The sequence below is a fragment of the Oleiphilus sp. HI0086 genome (assembly GCF_001635225.1).
The window spans coordinates 14,974-36,426 of record NZ_LWFZ01000896.1; the positions used below are offsets into that span (position 1 = coordinate 14,974).

Consider the following 21,453-nt stretch of genomic DNA (forward strand, 5'->3'; position numbering starts at 1 on the left):
TTCTACGTATTTACATTAGGAGATTCCCCTTTGTCTGGACAAGCATCAACGCTAATCTCGAACGCACGCGCTGTCGTCAGCCACGCGCAGAATGCCCTCAACACTTCTCTAAGCCATATCAAGCACCTGTGCTTGAACGAAACGGGCCGCCTTTCCGGGCATAAATTAGACGAATACCAGGTTGTATCCTATGACCTCGCCTACGCTTCTGCTGAAATTGCAGCCGCTAGCTCAATCTGTGATTACGCTGAAAAAATCAGAGCCTCTAAAGGCGAACAAGAAGAACTCTACCTCGAAGAAACGATTGCATTGATGTTCTGTGCTGAAGCCGTACAAAGCACTAAAGCTCGTCTAGCCACCAAACCCAGAGAGTTTGGTTTGTCTAAAGAACAGTTTGCTGAAAGCTTTGACAACGATGCTGTTGTGGATTTCTGCGACACCTACCTGCAAACTGCTAAACTTGTTGAGCTTGGTAAAATCATGCTAGGTCAAGATGGCTGCACAACTGATCCTTTACTTGATGAAGATAAAGAAATCATGCGTGAATCATTCCAGCGCTTTGCAACAGACGTTGTCATGCCAAAAGCAGAGCATATTCATCGCGAAGATTTGATGGTTCCTGATGAAATTCTAAAGCCATTGGTTGAAATGGGCTGTTTCGGTTTGTCTATTCCAGAGCGCTACGACGGCTTACAGCCAGACGACCGTGAAGATAACATGGGCATGATCGTTGTAACTGAAGAACTGTCTCGTGGCTCTTTAGCCGCAGCAGGTAGTTTGATTACACGTCCTGAGATTCTTTCTAAAGCTCTCATGGCCGGTGGTACTGAAGAACAGAAACAATATTGGCTGCCAAAGCTAGCTTGGGCTGACCCATCCTGCGCAGTTGCCATTACCGAGCCAGATTTTGGTTCTGACGTTGCAGGCATGAAACTAAAAGCTGAAAAAGTTGACGGTGGTTGGGTACTTAACGGCGCGAAAACATGGTGTACTTTTGGCGGTAAAGCTGGCGTTTTGTTAACACTAGCGCGTACTAACCCTGATCCAGGCTTGGGCCACAAAGGCTTAAGCATGTTCCTAGTTGAAAAACCTTCTTTCGACGGCCATGATTTTGAATACGAGCAAGAAGGTGGCGGTAAGCTAAGCGGGAAAGCAATCCCAACAATCGGTTACCGAGGCATGCACTCTTTCGACGTATTCTTCGATAATGTCTTTGTTCCAGACAGCCACTTGTTAGGTGGTGAAGAAGGCCTGGGTAAAGGCTTCTATTACACGATGGCAGGTTTCTCTGGTGGACGTATCCAAACTGCTGCACGTGCAAATGGCCTCATGCAAGCCGCTTATGAGCGTGCGATCAGCTACTCACAAGAACGTAAAGTATTTGGCCAGCCTGTGGGTGAATACCAGCTTACCCTAAGCAAACTATCTCGCATGGCGACCTTGATGACCGCTTCGCGCCAGTTTACCTACGCCGTAGGCCGTTTGATGGATGAAGGCAAAGGCCAGATGGAAGCCAGCCTAGTGAAACTATTTGCTTGTAAGTCTTCTGAGTGGCTAACACGTGAGGCATTGCAGATTCACGGAGGTATGGGCTATGCAGAAGAATCAGCAGTGAGCCGTTACTGGATTGATGCCCGCGTACTCTCTATCTTTGAAGGTGCTGAAGAGACTCTTGCACTGAAAGTAATTGCCAGAACCCTAATCGAGAACGCAGCGTAGATTGCGATTTGATTCTCAGCCAGCCAAGCTGTTGTGCTGGCTAAGCAAACCCTAAAAGAGATCATTCAAAAACTTTCCTATTGAAAGACGCTTTGACCGATCTCTAATAAACATTGAACTAGCGACATGCAGTGTCGAGGACAGAGCCTCAAGTACTCTCGGAATCGACCCACATCGGAATGAAGTAACATGAGTGAGCAAAATAAAGCGCATCTGATCTACGATAAAGAAGATAAGCCGAGCAAAGACCGTCCGTGGATTTTCAGAACCTACGCCGGACACACCAATGTTTGGGCCTCCAATGAGCTTTACCGTAATAACCTGGCAAAAGGCCAGACGGGTTTAAGTATTGCAATGGATCTCCCCACGCAATGTGGTTACAGCTCCGATCATGATATTGCGAAACCCGAGATTGGCAAGGTCGGCGTGCCGATCAATTCACTCGATGACATGGCAGTACTATTCGATAACATTCCTTTAGAGGAAATGAACACCTCGATGACCATCAATGGTACATCCATGTGGTTATTATCTTTGTATGTTGCTTTAGCTGAAGAGCGTGGCATAGATATTAGCCAGCTTAAAGGCACGACTCAAAATGACTTGATCAAAGAGTACCTGGCACGTGGTACCTACATATTCCCACCAGAAGATTCTATTCGCATTATCGTCGACATGTATGAATACTGCTTGCACAACATTCCTTCATGGAATGCTTCAAACATTTGCTCATATCACCTTCAAGAAGCCGGCGCGACGCCTGTTCAAGAACTCGCTTTCGCTCTGACAACAGCAATTACAATTCTGGATGCAATCAAAGAACGTGACTGCTTCAATGAAGAAGAGTTTGAGCGTTGCGTTGGCCGAATTTCTTACTTTGTAAACGCTGGTATGCGCTTTGTAGAAGAGACCTGCAAAATGCGCGCATTTGGCGAAATGTGGGATGAGATCACCAGTGAACGTTACGGTGTTAAGAACCCTAAATACCGTCGCTTCCGTTACGGTGTTCAGGTTAACTCTTTGGGTTTGACTGAAGAACAGCCAGAAAACAATGCATGGCGTATTCTGATCGAAACATTAGGCGTGACACTTAGCCGTAACGCACGTTGTCGCGCACTTCAGCTACCTGCCTGGAACGAAGCTCTATCCCTTCCGCGCCCTTGGGATCAGCAGTGGTCACTGCGTCTTCAGCAAGTTATGGCTTATGAAACTGACTTGCTTGAGTACCCTGACCTATTCGAAGGCTCTAAGGTTATCGAATCAAAAGTAGCTGAGCTAAAAGAGCAAGCCTTTGCAGAAATTAATAAGATTCTAGATATGGGCGGTTGTGTTGAAGCTATCAAGACCGGTTATATGAAGTCTTCTCTTGTTTCTTCTCAAGGCGAGCGAATGAGCAAGCTGGCTCAAGGCGAGCAAGTTGTGGTCGGTAAGAACAAGTGGACAGACGGTATTGAATCACCACTCGTTGGAGACAGTGACGGCGGTATATTTATGGTCGACGCTGAAGCTGCTCAGAAAACCATTGATGCCTTAAACAATACACGAACCAGCCGCGATGCCGCCCGTGTAGAAGCTTCTCTAAAAGCCTTGGCTGAAGCCGCAAAAAATGGCGAAAATATGATGGCAGCCTCTATTGAATGTGCAAAAGCGCGCGTAACCACGGGCGAATGGTCAGATACCTTACGTGAAGCCTTCGGCGAATTCCGTCCACCAACAGGTGTTGATGGTCAGGCGCTGACAATCGAGTCAGATACCCTGGAACAGGTTCGAGCTAAAGTTGAGCAATTCATCGAAACGAATGGCTATCGCCCTCGTATCGTCGTTGGCAAGCCGGGCCTTGATGGCCACTCAAATGGTGCTGAAATGATTGCTGTTGCAGCGCGTCATGCAGGCTTCGATGTTATCTACTTCGGTATTCGCTTAAGTGCTGCAGATATCGTGCAATCGGCTTTGGAAGAAAACGTCGATGTGATCGGTATTTCATTGCTTTCTGGTTCTCACAACGAGATTATTGATCAGTTATTTGAAGAGTTAGAAAACAATAATGCCAAGGATGCGATTCCTGTCATTCTGGGCGGCATTATTCCAACACCAGACTTTGAATCACTTCAAAGCAAGGGTGTTAAGCGCATTTTCACGCCAAAAGATTTTGACCTAATGGCAGTGATGAACGAGATCATGGACGTCATTAATGCACAAAAAGCAAACTAAGCCTGATCTTGCGCTTGATCAACTGACTGCACAAATGCAGTCAGAGCTACCTGAGAAAGTCGCGCAGCAGTTAGAGCAAGCAGCCAATCTAGAGAAGTGGCCAATTGCCCAACTAATTTCGGTCTTTGAGCGAAATACCACGCAGAACTTTGTCACTCGGCACCAGATTGTCTCTTATCTAGAAAAGAAGCAATCTGGTAACGACAAACAAGGTATGGTCTTGGGTATTACCGGTACGCCCGGTGCAGGTAAGTCGAGTTTAATCGGCGAGCTTTGCTTAACGCTGCTTAAAGAGCGTTCGGACATGTCGATCGCTGTCTTGGCGATAGACCCTTCTAGCCATGAGTCTGGCGGCGCCCTGCTCGGCGACCGGACACGGACAATTTTCCCGGTAAAAGACAAGCGACTATTTTTCCGATCTCAAGCCTCGCAGCAAGACTTGGGTGGAATGAGTAAGCAAACCTTCCACGTAACGCGCTTGCTAAGAAAAATTTTTGATCTGATCATCATTGAAACGGTCGGTATCGGCCAAAGTGAGATTGAAGTTCAGAAACTTAGCGACCATACCTGCCTGGTAATGCAGCCATTGGCTGGCGATCAGGTTCAGTTTATGAAAGCCGGAATCATGGAAGTCCCGGACACCTTTATCATCAATAAATGTGATGAAGATAATTTAGCGAAAAAAAGTCTGCACTTGCTTAAATCGAGTCTAAAATTAGCCAGTATTTATGTAGAAAATGCCGGTGATAAAAAGCAAGCAAATGTTAAAGATATATTTTTAACCAGCGCAATAAAGCGCAAAGGTATTACTGAACTGGCTGATCACGTACTTGCATATCGCGACCAAGCTATTAGTCAGGAAGCTTTGGAAAAGCAAGAAAACTACTTTTTACATAAGTGGATTAAACAAGCTTACGGCGAGTTCGGTGAAGGGGTATACGAGCACTTCGCTCAGGATAAAGGCCTCCATACAGGAAGCCTTGAAGAAAAAGAGTTAAGATTTAAAACAATTATTGCCCAATTCATTAATCAGATTCATGACTAGATTTTTTGATACATATCAACAACTTGAATCAAAATTTAAACAATAATAACAACACAATCAAAAGAATTTAAAAACTAACAACAATTTAGCGACATTTAAATCATGAGGAAAACTAAATGACTAAAGAACTATATGACATCGGTGAAGCGCCACCACTAGGTGAAGTTCCTGCAAAAATGAATGCTTGGCTAATCCGCCCAGAGCGCTTTGGTAAGCCGATGAAAGCTTTCCAAAAGGAAGTCATTGATACACCCGAAATCAAAGATGACGAAGTTCTTGTTTACGTTATGGCAGCAGGCGTTAACTATAATAACGTGTGGGCAGGTCTTGGCGTACCGGTTGACGTTATCGGCGCGCGTAACAAGCAAGGTGAACCGGAAGAATTCCATATCGGTGGTTCCGATGCTTCAGGTATCGTTTATAAAATCGGTAAAGATGTTACTAACGTAAAAGTGGGTGATGAAGTTGTTCTTCATTGTGGTAGCTGGCAGAAAGGCTGTAAAGCTGAGCAGAAAGGTACCGATCCAATGTATGACCCTAGCTTTCGTATTTGGGGTTATGAAACTAACTTTGGCAGCTTTGCACAGTTCACTAAAGTTCAGGATCACCAATGCCTACCAAAACCTAAGCACCTTAACTGGGAAGAAGCGGCAACTTATATGCTAGTGGGCGCAACCGCTTACCGCATGCTTATGGCATGGGCACCAAACAACGTTAAGAAGGATGACGTTGTCCTTATCTGGGGTGGCGCTGGCGGCCTAGGCTGTATGGCTATTCAGATCGCTGCAGCAATGGGCGCTAAGCCAATCGCTGTTGTTTCTGACGAGAGTAAGTTTGATTACTGCATGCAATTGGGCGCTGTTGGCTGCCTAAACCGTAAAGACTTCGACCACTGGGGCATGATGCCACACTGGAAAGATGAGTCCGCTTACGCTAAGTGGAGCAAAGGTGCGCGTGCATTCGGTAAAGCTATCTGGGATATCCTTGGCGAGCGTCGTGGTGTTGATGTTGTCTTTGAACACCCAGGCGAAACTACTATTCCTACGTCTATCTTCGTTGCTGAAACAGGCGGTATGGTTGTAGTTTGTGCAGGTACTACCGGCTTCAACGCGACCTTAGACCTGCGTTATCACTGGATGCGTCAGAAGCGTCTGCAGGGCTCACACTTCGCAAATGATGATCAAGCAATCGGCGTAAATAACTTGGTAATTGAAGGTAAAGTCGACCCTTGCCTATCTAAAACCTTTACCTATGAAGAGCTTCCTGACTCTCATCAGCTAATGTATGAAAACCAACACCCTCATGGCAACATGTCTGTGCTCGTTGGTGCAACTGACTTTGGTCAGGGCGCAGAGAAGTAGGTTCTATTAGCGACAACTCAAAAGGCGATCTTCGGATCGCCTTTTTTTGTGCCTGATTCACCACTCTCAATACATTTATTACTGATACCAATGATTGACCGCTAATTGGTACCTAAGTTTGTCCGCCTGAGATGTAAAGAAGATTTCTCGTGATTCTAAATTCCACAAAGTCGCCGTTCAACAGTCATATAAAGGAGCGGATTTTCCGGCCAAAATTTGTATTTAGTGGAAGCACAAAGCGATACTGTTACTCCCTGCGCAACAAACCCCCTTTATAAAATAACTCCTACAATGTTTTGAACTGACACCACGAAGCAGACCTTCAGAGATAACAAACCAGCATCAAATTTCAATCCTCTCTGATAATGCTAAGGCATCATCAAGCTCCACCCCTAAATATCGTACCGTACTTCCAAGACTCCTGTGCCCTAACAGCAGTTGAATGGACCTTAAGTCTTTATCTGGGCTACTTTGGTTCTTCTTAAGGAGTGCGTTCCGTAAAATCTTGTATCCAACCCAATAGCAGCAACCCACCTCTTTACTAAATTGTAGTATTGTCTAGTTGATATATGACTTCTATGAGAAAACCGGCTTGGGAAGAGGTAAGTAGCATGCTCTAAACGCAGCTTTTCAATCAATACCAAAATAGCTTCCCTCGTCTTCGATGTTATTTCGAATTTGACAGGTATTTTGGTCTTTTTCTGTATGATTTGAGTTCTAGACTTGCAGCTTTTTCCATTGTACACATCATATACGCGGAGCTTAACTAAATCACACCCTCGTAGTTTACTATCTATTGCGAGGTTAAAAAGCGCGAGATCTCTCACATTATTCTCCACCTCCAGCCTAATCCGAATAGCCCAAACCTGTTCAAGCTTAAGAGGGAGCTTTTGCCCTACAAGGACACCTTTATTCCACGGTCGAATTGCTAAAAGTGATGATGAGCAAGTCATTTTCACCTCCACGTCTCTTCAATATCTACTTTTTACTAAGACAATAGAGAAATCTGATAATTCAGCAAAATTTCAGCTGTGATGCGTTAGCTGAAGTTAACTCGAACTACTGATAGAAACTTCCAACAACAACTCCTAACAGTGGAAGAACCAGTACCAGGAAATAGAACTGAATCAATATTTTATTCGTATCCAAGACTGATGCCTCACCGCTGTCAGGCAATTTTGCCAACACTCCCCCTCTGATAGACCAAAAATACTCCTCTAAATCCCGTATCACGAACTGAAAAAGAAAAATTGATGCAGCGCAGGTCGCTAAAACAACCGTAGATACAACATTCCAACCCAAGAATGGAATACCAAATAAGTATATTGGAAAACACGGAAGCAATATTCTTTCTACTACTAAGAATGGCGCTGTCCTTCGGCTGCTCTTGTTGTACATATAACAAATACCGCACAGGTACCCTTGGGCTCTTGCGGATATTGCTAATGTTAAAAATGAGAACGCATAATTGCCAATTACGTTCTCACCTCCTAGGAAACCGGTAACTATGATTACGTGTGCAATGTAACCAATAACCATTAAGAGCAGATAGATAATTTTATTCTTCATGGAGCCGACCATGCCAAGAGAAGTCCCTCAAAAAATACTATAAGAGGAATCGTCTTTCTATTTGCTCCTAACTTCAATAAAGCATACCCCCCTGAGATTCCTAATGCAGTTACCAAGTTATTAGTGTTGAAATCCTGATAACTGTCAGCATGTCTCATAGAGTGTACCCAAAAACCGAAATTGACAGCTGCAAGTACCGCCAGTGCAATTGGCCCGAATGCCAATCCACCACTAAAGAAGATTGGAGCAATAGAGTAACCCATTAACGTAATTATACTCGATACAACTACATCGTCGAGAAAACCACCACTCGCCCCACCAGATATTTTATATGCCCCAACACCGTATTCAGGATCTATTATTTCATAGCCAGAGCCTTGCCATCCATTTACCGTAATAGGGTTTTCATGAACTGTGACTTCCAGTCCTTGCACTAGAGCTGCTTGTATCTCAGCCCTAGCCCCGTCATCAATCGTGATGAAGTTCAGCTGTGATGAGTTAGCAGAGGTCCAAATCTCTATGTAAGATAACAACTATTACCTGAATCAGACTTATTATTCAATTCTGGCCCTAACGGCCCTTACACTTATAACCGCTGCACTTAAGACCAACACAGAAACTGTCACCCAATACAAAATTGGGTCATCAGATACTCGTACAACCGTACTTGGCAGCCAAATATCTCCCACAACGAGAGCCCTGATCGCAATCAAAGCCAAACCCAGAGATCCAATAAGGTTCTTTACTTTATTCCTCTTAGTCACACGATTTACCTATTTCATGTTGTAGTAAGGCAGCCAAAGCTCCAAACAGCGCTCCAAAAAACGTCACTGCATTTGCACCTATTGTCGCTACAGCAAGCATCGGTAAAACAGATGTCATGAAAGACGTTACTACGAGAGTGATGGCGAGAATCTTTAAACCAGAACTAGCGATACTAGAGCATGAGTTGTTTAGTATCTTTGCCACTAAGGTAAAGCCACTAATCGCACCCAACACGGCTCCAGCCTCATTACTTAGAATACCAAGGAGATAACTCACGTAGGCCCATGTTTCTTCAAGTGCGAATTGAACTGCGAAGAGAGCTGCATTGATTTCTACTGGCAGCGTAACGCCACCGCCACTAGCTCCACCAGATATCTTAAAAGCACCTACACCGTATTCTGTATCAATGATCGAGTAACCTGATCCTTGCCATCCATTTGCCGTAATCGGGCTGTCATGAACCGTGACTTCTAACCCTTGAAGCAAGGCAGATTGAATCTCAGCTCTCGCCCCCTCATCAATCGTTATGAAGTTCAGCTGTGATGCGTTAGCGGAAGTTCTATCAACCCCAGATATTCCTCTAATCAAAGGGCGATATTGAATAAATACCTTTTCTATCAAGATCTGAAATTAGATCTTTGTTATACCTTTGACATTTATCAATAAATAACATCATTCGTTCATTCTCTTTTTCAAGACAAGACATTACATCCTCAAAACCCAACAATATATCAATCTGTTTTACTTGATCTTCATTCTCTAGTGGAACAGCCATCATATCGTTTTTGAAAACCAATGTTCTTAACTCAGACCATTTTTCTAATTTCCTTAATCCAGAGATCTCATCTCCATGATTGTACAAAAAGTTCAAAGGGCCCATACCATTCGCTTTTAGTGCCTCAAAATCGTTGTTATATTCCTTAGCTCTTAACAAAACACCGAAAGTTTTTTCTTTGTCTCTTACAAATCTAATATTAAATACGTAAATAGCTAGACCTATAAGGCCTGTTAATAAGTAGAGAAAGTTTCCTGTCCCTTTCACAATTGCAGCGGAAGGTAAAATGAAAAACAAGCTCAAAGCAAATGCCAGTTCAAAGTTAATCCGATTATAAGAACCACATGTATGACATAATTTGTTAATACTAGGGTCAAAATCGCTCCCACACACACCACATTTTTTCTTTATCATTATTAGTTCCTGCACGAAGAAGACATTGACGTAGATAAATGTAATGCTAGATATTGCATCATGGACGCGAGCAATAAGGAAAATATAATTCCAGCAATCCCGAAGGCACCAGTAGATAAAATGGTAGATAACGCAAACATGAAAGTAGAGAGCATGTAAAAGAGCATATTTACTGCTGGATCACCACATACTAATGCCCAAGCCATAACGGTTGTGAACAAATTAGTATAGCTAGCAATCGCAGCTACGGTGAAACCATATGGACTATGAAGAAGCCCCATTGCTGTGTGCCATCCACCTGCAAACAGAGAAACCCAAGAGACAGCATCTGAAAAGTTAGCTAGATTCTGTACAGCGGAACCACTAGCTCCACCAGATATCTTATAAGCACCAACACCGTATTCGGTATCGATGATCGAATAACCCGATCCATGCCATCCATTAACAGTAATAGGTGACTCATGAACCGTTACTTCAAGCCCTTGAAGCAAAGCAGCTTGAATCTCCGACCTAGCCCCCTCATCAATCGCAATGAAGTTCAGCTGTGATGCGTTAGCTGAAGTTAACGTATAGATCTTTTGTCCTTGTGCCATTGCTATCGCGAGTGCTTTGGCTGTCGAGACACCTTCAGCCTGCTCTGTATCGGTTGAAAATAACTGTTCGGGAATCTGGTGCTCGTAGGCACTGTTTCGCATACCTGATGCTCGGTTAAAGGCTACCCAGCCTTCATAACAATTCTTCTTTTCTTCAACGTTGTTGTTCAAACGGTCGATATCCATCACAACACCGGTGAAGTTTACTTGATTCGGTGTACCATTTATCAAATAGCTTACTTCCATCTGTGTACTGAAGGTGCCGTAACTGGGTTGTCGGTAATAAGCAACACCTGCGGCTTGTGCAGCAATTCGGTCAGTGGCGTAGGTCATTGCCAAATAGCCTTGGACTCCTGCCTGGATGATATTTCCTACCACGTCATGTTTCGTCAAACTCGCTGAATTGTCTGCTTCAAGCTGTGCTTGGGTATTTTCCAACTTTGTTTGTAAGTCCTCGAGTTGTGTTGGGCTGATCCCTTGCATATCAATTCCAATCGCTTGGTATTGGCCAGCCACAACATTGTTTTCAGTAAACTTGAAGCTCTGTTGTGCCGGTGCAAAACCTAAACGTGTCTTTAAGGACTCACCTAAGGCAATTGCTGGCGTACTGTGTACCACCTCACCGTCAACCGTTAACTCACCAATCATTTGAATTGCACCTGCGGGTAAACTGCTTGGCAGATCATCAACAGTTTCAATCGTCTCGGGTAAATAGCTTTCGATCGCCGCTTCATCGTCTGCCGTAGCGGGACGGAAGCTGAAGGCGATATCTTTACCTACAAGATTAGTCGTGAAGTCTGATAATTCAAAGTATTCACTCCCCCAGCTGAAGCTTTGGCCATAATCGTAACTGATGGCAGAACCCACTTGATAATGGAACTTATGAAATAAGGTTTCAGGAAGGTGATCAATGGTTGCGCTGAATTCAATCTCATAGCCCAGAGCAACTTCTTCAAGTGCTAAAAACTCGCTAGGAATGATGGTTTGCAAGCCCAACACATCGCCCAATGTTGCGTTTGGCGCATTGTTATTTAGATAGGTTTCCAATTCAGTTTGATAGTTGGCCAACTCCGTTTCAATTAAGGAGGTGTTAACACCTTGTACCCAACCTTCAGCTTCGTTACTGACTGAACTTTCTTCCAAGGAAGTTAATAAACCTTGCGCATCAAAAGCGACCTGATTTTCAAGATCCAACCCATCGGTATAAGTGTATTGTTTAAAGCTCGGGTCCAGGCTATACCAGGTTTCACCTTGCTTTACCTCAACCCAGACATGCTCAAGCTGTATCTCTTCAACATCACCCCCATAGCTATACTGGTGTTGTGGAATCCCACCTTGGCTCATAAGGTTGGCAACCGCTGCAGCATTCTTAACGTTACCCACCCAATTTCTTGCTTGGTCGGCAGGTATATTGACGACACCGTATTTATATCTTGCTTCGTGACCCGCGGCTCTTAGCAGCGAGATCAATAAGCTTGAGCTATCAAAGGCATTGCCTTGTTCTGATTGAAGCGTGTAATCAGCACCTTGCATCACACCAAAGCTCGGAATCCAGCGAATAGTATCGTGTACCCAGTTATACAAACTCAAAGGATCGGTGCCGAGTTCCGCAACTTTGCCTGTAATCGCCTGAGTAATCTCTGTGGCACTGTCAGTCGTAGAATAGCTTCCATTATCAGTCCCTAATAAGCTATTAATTTGAGTTTGAGAGGAATAGATTTCACGAGGAGCCGAACCAATAAAGTCTAAATCATTACTGTAACTTTCGTGAGGGCGAGATAAAGGCGACTTGAGTAATGTAAGCGCTTGAGTAATCGCCTTACGTTTTTCACGCTGCCTGGAAGCATCTTCGCCTATCTTTTCGATAGTCTCCAAATTCTGATACAGGGCATTCATATCACGCTCATAGACTTCGTTATTCAGCGCCTGGCGTTGCGATATTTTATCTAACGCCTTTTGCTTTTGAAGGTGAGCTAGCCTTACAGACATTTGCTCGCGAAGGGCGTCATCTAACTCTTTAATGAGAGCAAGATTCTCAATTTGTGTTGATGGCTTTGCCTTTCCTTGACTCGAAGGTTTACTCGCTTCTCGAAGTAAGTGCTTCAAGTTTGTACGAAGCTTTTCAAGTTCAGCGCCCAGCGGATAATAGTGTTCAATTTGGTTTTGCGCAGGTTCTTTTGTCATTCGCTCTACCGCAGCGTGCACATAAGAGCTGTACCAAACAAAACAGATTAAGGTCAAAACGATACGTGCGATAAAACGCATCATTGGAGAAAGATGAGAAACCATTGCAGCATTCCCTTTTGAATTAGTTGTGCACAGTAAATTTTCTTGATTGCTTAAGTTCATGGTATCCCTCCTCATGGTGCCGCGCACAGCTCGTTATCCAATGAGCATTGGAAGCGATTTAATTTCTTCGGTGCATTGTGAACATCGATTGAGTAATGCACTGGCTGACTGTTTCCGTATTCGTCCATAAGCACAATCTCAACGTCATGCACACAATCGGCTTCATCCGGCATCCAGTTAATTTCGTAGGCACCCTCATAAGGCTGATTCGGCGTAATGGTCATACCTTGTGGTGCGTTAACCAAGCTTGCTACGACATTGCCACCTAAGCTGGATTCGCCGAAGAAGCGATATTGATAGGCTTGACCTACGAATGCCGTGGTCAATGGTTTGTTGATTAGGCTGAGCTCGGCGTCTAGAGACTCAGAGCTTTCGACTACATCTACATACCAGAACTCGTTATTTGCAGACGCATAACGACCTTCACTGTCTCTCACCATTGCGTTGAGCCAGTATCTACCAGCGTGGCCCGGAACCCAGGTTATCACGCCAGTAGAAGTATCAATAGTAGGTTCAGACGAACTTGAACTGAGTATGTATTCTAGTGGATAGTTTCCTTCTCTATCTGTAGCCACCACCTGGTGAACAAAGGGAACACCAACCTTGGCGATTAAAGGATGGTATGACGGTACGAATTCTGGAGCTCGATTGTAGAACTCATCCAAACTTAAATAGTATTTTTCAATATCACTTCCACCTTTTGAGTCAGATACTTCGACCCAGACAATGAAACGCGTGTAAGCAGGTGGCTCTTCAACCAAATCTCTTTCTAGTGCAGTCCAGGTGATTAACCCTGTATCACTTACACTCATCCCTTCAGGAGCTAATAGGAGTTTATAAGATAAGTTGTCTCCGTCTGGATCGATAGCTTCTACTTGATAAGAATAAGGAATAGACACCTCAGCATCAGGTACACCTCTTGAAGTAATTTCCGGAGCGCTATTATCGTCCACTACCGTAATTGTATACGCACTAGAAACACTACTATTTAGACGATCATCAACTCTAAACCTTATCTGATTCTCACCCAAATCATTGGAAGTCGGCGTCCAAGAAATATAAAACTTGTTGGTTTGATGATATACACCATCTAACTTAAGTGCTCGCATTGCCGAAGGCCCCTGTTCAAAGACTATTTGAAGATCATCAAAGTTTTCGTATCGCCCTAGGGGAACATCGTTTTCTATATCGATAACTACCACATACTCTTGACCAACAGAAGCAGTATTGGGGAATTCCGATGTGATTATTTCAGGAGGTTGATTTGGCTGGACATTGACCGTAAATGTTTGATTATCTACCTTACCACCTCGTGAGTCACTAAGTGCGATGTCAAATTCAAACTCGCCATCATTCTGTGGAATCCAGTTCAAATAATGTAAGCAGCCCGTACAATCTAGCTTTGCAAGATAAGGCCAACCATCATCCTCACGCGTGATAGCAGCGCCATCCGGTCCAGATACGAGCTCAGCATAGACGGCATCAAGTTTCCATGGGCTCCAAATAAACTGATCAGCCACTTCAAGACGGTGTGTATACCCACGTACTCTAAAGTCTAGATAGTCTGCGTTGTATACATACGGAACACCAACGATTGCATTAGCGTTGGGAGTAGATACCACAAACTCTGGTGGTAAGTTATAAGGCCTGTCATTTCTTAGTGCAAATTTCTGTAGTGTCTTATTACCACTTTCATCGCTTATTTCAACGACAATATCTGTATGCCCACCAAAGCTGCCGGCAGTTGTCCAGGTAACTCTTGGATAGCTAAGCAAACCATTGGCATCAATAGACATGTTATAAGCGGGATCTACTAACTGGAAAGTTAATTCCTCCCCTTCAGGATCAAATGCCTCTACCTGATAAGAATATGATGCTTCTGAGGTCGTTAGCAAAGAAGGCATTGATGTTATCACAGGAGCCTGATTTTCTATCGCTTCCGTCCATGTAACATCCAGTGTGGATATCAGCTCCATTACTGTTGCTGTGATGGTATCGACTCCAGAGTTCAGCCCAGAGTAACAGAAGGTCGACTCACCCACTGAGTCAGTCATGACATAGTCAAAATCCTCATTTTCCCCAGTTGTAGCAAATGCAACTCTTACTCCTGCAGCTGGTTTACCTTCACTATCAACTGTTGTCGCCATCACGCATAGGGACTCACCAATTGAGGCAGAACCATCACTTGAGCTAAGGTCAAGTGATGCGACATCACCTGGTAAACTAAACGCCATGCCTCCAGAGTATGCATATGATTCATATCGAGCATAACCGTAGTTATACATTCCCATCGGCTCACTTGCCTCCAAAAAATGAGACCCCGTTTCAATCTCTATTTGAGCAAATGAATATTCAGTACCAGGTACCTCAGTAAATAGGCTTGTATCTACACTATTTCCATTGAGTTGGACAGAGCCGACCGCTGAAGTTGCTATGACAACATTAATAAAGTTTCTATCGATCGTATAAGCAGGTGTATTAACCAAATAGCTTTTGAGGTATTGCTCAACGGGGGTGACCACCACCATCGCTGGATCCGCTTCCACTAGCGCGGGTGTGCCTCCATAACCTCCATCAAGGTTTTGCCCCGCCATATACTGCATGACCATCACGGGATGAGAGGTCTTAATATGCTGTGCATCATTGGAGAAAAACTCAAAGTACTGCTTTTTACCCAGTTTAGCTTTGTATACGCCATCAATGTATACCAACGTTTCGTCAAAAGGCGCTATAACTCGGAAGTAATCTCCACTATCGCCAAAACGGTTCTCGCTTCTCCCCCAAAAAGGGGTAGTGATATATTCTGTCGACAAACTCTCGATCGGCGGTAACTGCTCAACCAAATGATCACATGCAGATACACCTTGCGGTATAAATGCGCAAGGGTGCTGCCCTAGAACTGATATTGGTTTGTTCGATTTAATTATCGAACCTGTTAGATCTGCAAGATTAGATGCGCGAGCTTCTAAATTGTATACATCTCCCTTGTTAAGCGTGATATTAAACAAGCTTCCAACCTTAACTCGCTCATACTCGGCCGGGAAAATATCCATAGAAGCATCTATCTCGATAGAAGTATCATCTTCCGTCGCTACGATCCCTATTACAGGGTTCGTTCTCTGCATATTCGTGTAATTCTTCAATGCAACGTAATGACCAATGATATACTCATTCCCTAGAGCACTAACGGGTAGCGCCAGATGCCCGTCAGTTGAATATTGTTTATGATTCATAACATAAACAGATATATTATTGTTTGATGAGACGTGCACTGCACCATCTGTAAGAACCGACTGTTTTTCCAACAGGCCCGCTTCAAACAACTCTGTCCCCGAAATGCTGATTGACGATATTTGATTTGCCGACAAAGTAAGCTGCTCGCTCAAACCAAGGGCCGGAATACTAATCACTGCATCAGTGCCCTCAAACCTAGAAACGACATGGATATGATAAGTCGTATCTTCGGGTTCAAAGTAGTTAATACTGACTGGAAATCTAAACTCAGTCCCTTCGTGAGTGGTGGTACGTTCGTTAGGAATAACATCAACACGCACGCTCTGCTCCACCGAAGCACCATGACTATCTTGCACAGCAAACACAAACTGATGCTCACCCTGCGTAAGCCCTTCAGTTGACCAACTTGCTAACCCAGTCTGCGCATCAAAAGTTGCATTCTCAGGAAGTGACGGTGCTGACAACGTAATCGGATCACCATCTTCATCCGTCGCAGTAAGTTCATAAGTCCAGGTATCTCCAGACAACACAAAATTAATCGGCGCCGATGTGATAACGGGCGCTTGGTTTGCCTTAGTCACCGTAATCGAAACCGTTTCCGACGTTGAAGAAAGACTGCTATCACTTACGCTATAGGTAAAACTATCTTCACCGACAACATCCAGGTTTGGTGTATAAGTGATATTTGGCAAATCACCCGATAAGGTGCCATTAGTTGGAGCATTGTTAATTTGATAACTTAGCGTATCACCGTCTATGTCTGAGCCAGTTAGCGTAATAGCAAGCACCATATCTTCTATCGTTTCGAGCGTTTGGCTTTGTGCTACTGGCGCGTCATTAACGGCAAGCACATTAATTGTAATTGTTGCGATGTTCGAGTCTTCTTGGCCATCGTTGACATTAAAGGTCAAGGTATCACTACCATAGAAATTTTCGTTTGGAGTATAAGTGAAGCTCGGTTCTATACCTTCCAATGTCCCGTTTGAGGGCGAGCCGATCAGATTGAAAGTGATTCCATCACCGTCATCATCCTGCCCAGAAAGAATAATTGGTAAGTTTGTATCTTCATCAGAGCTTAGGTTCTGAGCCTGTGCAATAGGCGCTCTATTCACGTTAACAATATTCAAACTAAATGATTTACTAGCACTTAACCCGTCCGTGTCACTAACAGTGATTGTGACAGAGTGAATACCAGCTTCATCATAGCTAGGTACCCATTGAATTAGGCCACTTGAATTGATGCTCATGCCAAGAGGCGCACTTTGTAGCGTGTAGGTAAGCTGATTGTTATCGGGGTCAACAGCATCCAAGCTATAGCTATAGGGTGTATTCTCTAGCCCATCATTTAAGCTCATCGTATTGATGACAGGCGCTCGGTTAGTATTCTGTACGTTGAGACTAAAGCTTTGTGTGTCTTGCAGGATACCATCTGTTACCGATACCGTAATCGGATATTCTGCAGCTGCATAATAATCAGGTACCCACGACACAAGCCCCGTATTCGAATCAATTGACATCCCATCTGGGGAGTTAAGTAAATTGAAGGATAAGTCACTGCTATCAACATCAGTAGCAACTATTTGGTATTGATAGAGTTCACTTTCTATCGCTGACAACATTGGGGTTGATGCAATAACGGGTACATCATTAACCGCCATAATGGACAAATTAATAGTCGCCGGAACTGATGTTGCTTCGCCATCATTCACTGAGAAGGTAAAGCTATCATTCCCACCATAGTTTTCATTAGGTAAATAAATCAGATTAGGAACGGAACCAGACAGGGTTCCGTTCGATACTGAAGACACGATTGAGTAAGATAAGCTATCACCGTCTTCATCAGTCCCTGAAAGAGTAATATTGACTAAGGTATCTTCATTAGTAACGATTTCTTGTGCAATTGAGACCGGTGGGCGATTGAAGTTAAGGGTCATCAAATTGTATTCATGCCTTATTACGGCACTATTACCGTCAGCTATATCAACCGCTACAGCATGAACCCCTTCATCAGCATAGCTTGGTAGCCATGTAATTAAACCTGACTCACTATTGATATGCATTCCTTGTGGGCCAGTAGCCAATGAGAATACTAGACTATCTCCATCAGGGTCTACAGCCTCAACATCATAGGTATAAAGCACACTTTCCTGACCGCTAATTGGCTCCACTGAAGCAATCTGAGGTTCTCTATTAGTGTTAGTAACATTTAAAGTGAAGCTCTGGTTTACAACAAAGTTTGTATCTGTCACAGATATCGTAAAGGCATGCTCTCCTGAGTCATCATAGGAAGGGGTCCATATTAAAATACCCGTATCCAAGTCGACTACTGTACCGACCGGGCCATTAATAAGGGAATATTGTAGATGATCACCATCAGCATCCGATGCCTCAATCTGATAGCTGTAAGCAACCGACTCAAACGCTCCTAGCTCTGGTGTCGATGTTATTTCGGGTGCAACGTTGACAGGTGTAGTCTCTTCGACGTTAAGCGTAAATAACTGAACTGCTTCCGTTTGGCCATCACTGACAGTAATTTCTATATTAACTGCCCCAACATATTGAGAGCCTGGCAACCACGAGACTAACCCCGAGTCAGCATCGATTTGAATTTCAGGTACGGAGGAACTCAAACTATATGAAAGGATGTCCCCATCAGCATCTATAGCAAGTACTTGATAGCTATAGTGCTCGCCTTCAGCTGCTAGCGTTAAGGGTTCAGACACTATAACTGGCGATTCATTCTGCCCTGCAGAGTAGTTGTAAGCACCAATATCCCATGCGTCACTACGCACGGAATTATCATGATCATAATTGAACGGAAAAGCCGCTGTGCTGAGGTTTGTTCCTCTGTCGAGCGCAACAATATCGTGAGCACTGAGTGAGTAAGGTGATACTGGATGATTAGAAAACTCGACAGTTTTATTTCTGTTGCTCGCTCCCGAGGCGGTATCATCTGAACTTATATTGTGGCTATGTTGAAAGCCGCTCCAGCTATGCCAACGGTTAAAGTCAATCGTGTTGTTTACAGCGATATTATTAAATACAGCGCCTGACAATTCGTACCACTTGATACCTGTACGATTTCCAACAACGGTATTGTTGTATAGGTAAGTCTGATAATACGCAAATATTCCATAGGCACCTGAGCCAGAAAATCCGGTGACAACATTATTTCGTACCACGTGAACATTATGTTTATTGACTGCTTTAAACCCATATGAAGACTCTGCATTACTCATTTGGCCTTCGATCTTAAGATTTTCAATAGTAACAACTGAGTCTTTGGATTGGCGGTAACTAAAAATACCATAGGTTGCTACGTAGCCATTATCTCGTACAACAAGCTTACCGCCTTTGCCTCGCAGCGTAACGTATTCACTTGTGATATCCACCGCATGAAAGTAACTCTTTGGTGCTGACACATCTAAGACATAACCTTCCTCAAGAACAATTGTAAGCGCTGTATAACGGTCTGTATAAATACTAGAAATTCTTGGAGCAACAGTGTCTGGCAACCCCGTAGATGCTTTGGTCCGAATAATGTGGGGTTGAGTTGAGATACCTCTTATTGAAGCAAGAGCTGCCTCCAGGTTATTGAAGTCAGCGCCAGAATCTACATCAGTATCTACAATTATTTCTTTTACGATATTGCTAATTGACGGCAGAGTCCCTTGGGAGACTTCCTGAAAGTCGTCAACACCGTCACTGTCTGAGTCGCTGTTAAGAGGTGATGAGCCGTTAAGGTATTCTTCTTTATTACTTAGCCCGTCGCTATCCAGATCAATGTTTGCGTCATTTACGGTGGTGTCGAGTTGGTAATTCGCCTCCCATCGATCAGGCATCCCATCATTATCAGAATCTATTGAGCCAGAGTGGAGCGTATAAGCACCTATATCCCATGCGCCTGCTCTCAAGAGTGAGTTGTGATCTGTATTGAAAGGGTAAGAAGCTTGTGATAACTCCATTCCCTGGTCGAAAGCAACGAGATCAAGCGGGTGCAGTGAATAGTCGTCTACTAAGGGATCAAGAAATTTTACTGATAAGTTGTTGTGGTCTTCGTTTGGCCCTGTACTATCCGATGCAATATTATGTGAGGATGTAAGCCCAGACCAATTCTGCCATACATAGTAGTCAGTATACGCATTCCACGTAGATATGTTATTGTAGAACTCGCCTGTACTATTATCCCATCGAAGGCCTGTGGTGTTCTTTATCACGGTATTATTGTAAACATACCCTTCCCCATTAAGTTTGACACCATACGCACCCTCGCCAATGAACCCATAAATTACGTTGTTCTTTAGCACATGCTTAGTATTCTTAGCCCTTGCCCAAATACCGAAATTAGTTCGATAGCCCGAACTAACTCCCTCGATAATCATATTACTAATTGTGATCAACGAATCGGCAGTTTCTTTTTCACCACTAGAAACCCCTACCGCCAAATTATAGCCATTATTTCGAACGACTATCTTTCCACCTTCTCCAAGCAAATTGACATAGTCACTTCTAATATCAACCGCGTATTGATTATCCTTTGTAGCCGTATGGTCAAGAATATAACCAGCTTCAAATATGATAGTGAGCGGCGAATCAGTCGTCGTCTCAATATCATCAATTCTTACCTTCATAGTATCTGGTAGGCCTGATGATGCTCTGACACGAATCGTTAGTGGGGCAGAGAGCGTTCCAGTCTCCCCTAAAATAGCTTCTGATAGGCTCGAATAATCTGCTCCCTGAGTTATGTCAGTATCAACAATGATAGTTCGAGTATTTGCCGACAAGCTTGCTGATAAAAGAAGAAAAATCACCAACAGTAAACAACGTAAGTTATTTAATACACTGTAACTATCTCGCTGAGCTGAACTCACTTCATACTGAGAACATGCATAACTACACGGAGACATAGACATCACTGAAATCCTTTATCGGTTTATATTGAGAGCTGGAAGATGAAGTACGAAGGTATCTTGGGCAATAAGGCACAGTCCACGAAGGAAGACATGTGTTACGAAAATAAACCCTAGAAACGGGGAAGCTATGGCATGGAATAGCCAAAAATAGGTTTGAAGAGCTGCTAGGCTTTCTCTTTCATCCAAGTCCATTTGCATCGCAGCAACAATCCTTTGTTAAATACACTCCATGGCCGCTAACGCTGCTGTAGTGGCACACTAATTTTGGCCACCTAATTAGAGGTGATATTATCACCATCAACTAACTAGGTATCAAAATGAGCAAACGAACAAGACCAACATACTCTCCAGAATTTAGACTCGAAGTTGCACAAGAAGTTGTTGATAAAGGGCGCAGTGTCCGAGATGTCGCGGATAGCTTAGGCCTTGGTAAGTCCACGGTCGATAAATGGGCGCGACAATTAAAAGAAGAACGAAACGGTAGGTTGTCGAGTGCTACACCTCT

13 protein-coding genes are annotated in these 21,453 nt (G+C 43.8%); 5 read left to right on the plus strand and 8 right to left on the minus strand.

The genetic code is table 11. The annotated features are described in order from the left end of the window. Positions 1-30: 30 nt before the first annotated feature. From A3756_RS16235 to ccrA, 4 genes are all read left to right on the plus strand, one after another. Positions 31-1,719 (plus strand): acyl-CoA dehydrogenase family protein, encoded by a 1,689-nt coding sequence (locus A3756_RS16235; RefSeq protein ID WP_197469631.1) that lies wholly within the window; start codon positions 31-33, stop codon positions 1,717-1,719. Positions 1,720-1,908: 189 nt separating this feature from the next. Continuing rightward, complete coding sequence (locus A3756_RS16240) at positions 1,909-3,930, plus strand: protein meaA (protein ID WP_068513771.1); 2,022 nt, start codon at positions 1,909-1,911, stop codon at positions 3,928-3,930. Beyond that, the gene (locus A3756_RS16245) at positions 3,911-4,975 is read left to right on the plus strand and encodes a GTP-binding protein (protein WP_082865307.1); all 1,065 of its coding nucleotides are present in this window, start codon (positions 3,911-3,913) and stop codon (positions 4,973-4,975) included. Before A3756_RS16240 ends, A3756_RS16245 begins: the two co-directional genes overlap by 20 nt. Before the next feature lie 116 nt (positions 4,976-5,091). Then, entirely contained in the window at positions 5,092-6,336 is a 1,245-nt protein-coding gene (ccrA, locus tag A3756_RS16250) for a crotonyl-CoA carboxylase/reductase (protein WP_068513768.1), read from the plus strand. A 449-nt stretch (positions 6,337-6,785) separates the two neighbouring features. Here the strand turns inward: ccrA and A3756_RS16255 are convergent, their stop codons facing one another. The 8 genes from A3756_RS16255 to A3756_RS16290 form a co-directional block, all read right to left on the minus strand. Beyond that, complete coding sequence (locus A3756_RS16255; RefSeq protein WP_231875451.1) at positions 6,786-7,289, minus strand: tyrosine-type recombinase/integrase; 504 nt, start codon at positions 7,287-7,289, stop codon at positions 6,786-6,788. Positions 7,290-7,395: 106 nt separating this feature from the next. Beyond that, positions 7,396-7,905, minus strand: coding sequence for a hypothetical protein (locus A3756_RS16260; protein ID WP_068553931.1), 510 nt, complete (start codon positions 7,903-7,905; stop codon positions 7,396-7,398). Further along, entirely contained in the window at positions 7,902-8,438 is a 537-nt protein-coding gene (locus tag A3756_RS16265; protein WP_068553933.1) for a hypothetical protein, read from the minus strand. Before A3756_RS16265 ends, A3756_RS16260 begins: the two co-directional genes overlap by 4 nt. A gap of 21 nt (positions 8,439-8,459) precedes the next feature. Beyond that, entirely contained in the window at positions 8,460-8,669 is a 210-nt protein-coding gene (locus tag A3756_RS16270; RefSeq protein ID WP_068553936.1) for a hypothetical protein, read from the minus strand. After that, entirely contained in the window at positions 8,662-9,291 is a 630-nt protein-coding gene (locus A3756_RS16275) for a hypothetical protein (RefSeq protein ID WP_068750730.1), read from the minus strand. Before A3756_RS16275 ends, A3756_RS16270 begins: the two co-directional genes overlap by 8 nt. After that, positions 9,251-9,859: a hypothetical protein gene (locus A3756_RS16280; protein ID WP_068553940.1), complete on the minus strand. Its 609-nt coding sequence runs from the start codon at positions 9,857-9,859 to the stop codon at positions 9,251-9,253. The genes A3756_RS16275 and A3756_RS16280 overlap by 41 nt, the downstream gene beginning before the upstream one ends. 2 nt (positions 9,860-9,861) lie before the next feature. After that, positions 9,862-12,801 (minus strand): transglutaminase-like domain-containing protein, encoded by a 2,940-nt coding sequence (locus A3756_RS16285; RefSeq protein ID WP_068553942.1) that lies wholly within the window; start codon positions 12,799-12,801, stop codon positions 9,862-9,864. 11 nt (positions 12,802-12,812) lie between these two features. Continuing rightward, positions 12,813-20,948: an Ig-like domain-containing protein gene (locus A3756_RS16290; RefSeq protein WP_068553944.1), complete on the minus strand. Its 8,136-nt coding sequence runs from the start codon at positions 20,946-20,948 to the stop codon at positions 12,813-12,815. A 317-nt stretch (positions 20,949-21,265) separates the two neighbouring features. On the opposite strand from A3756_RS16290, the gene A3756_RS26160 reads away from it, so the two are divergent. Further along, positions 21,266-21,453: transposase (locus A3756_RS26160; protein WP_156490536.1), on the plus strand; the 188-nt coding region annotated here is incomplete at its 3' end.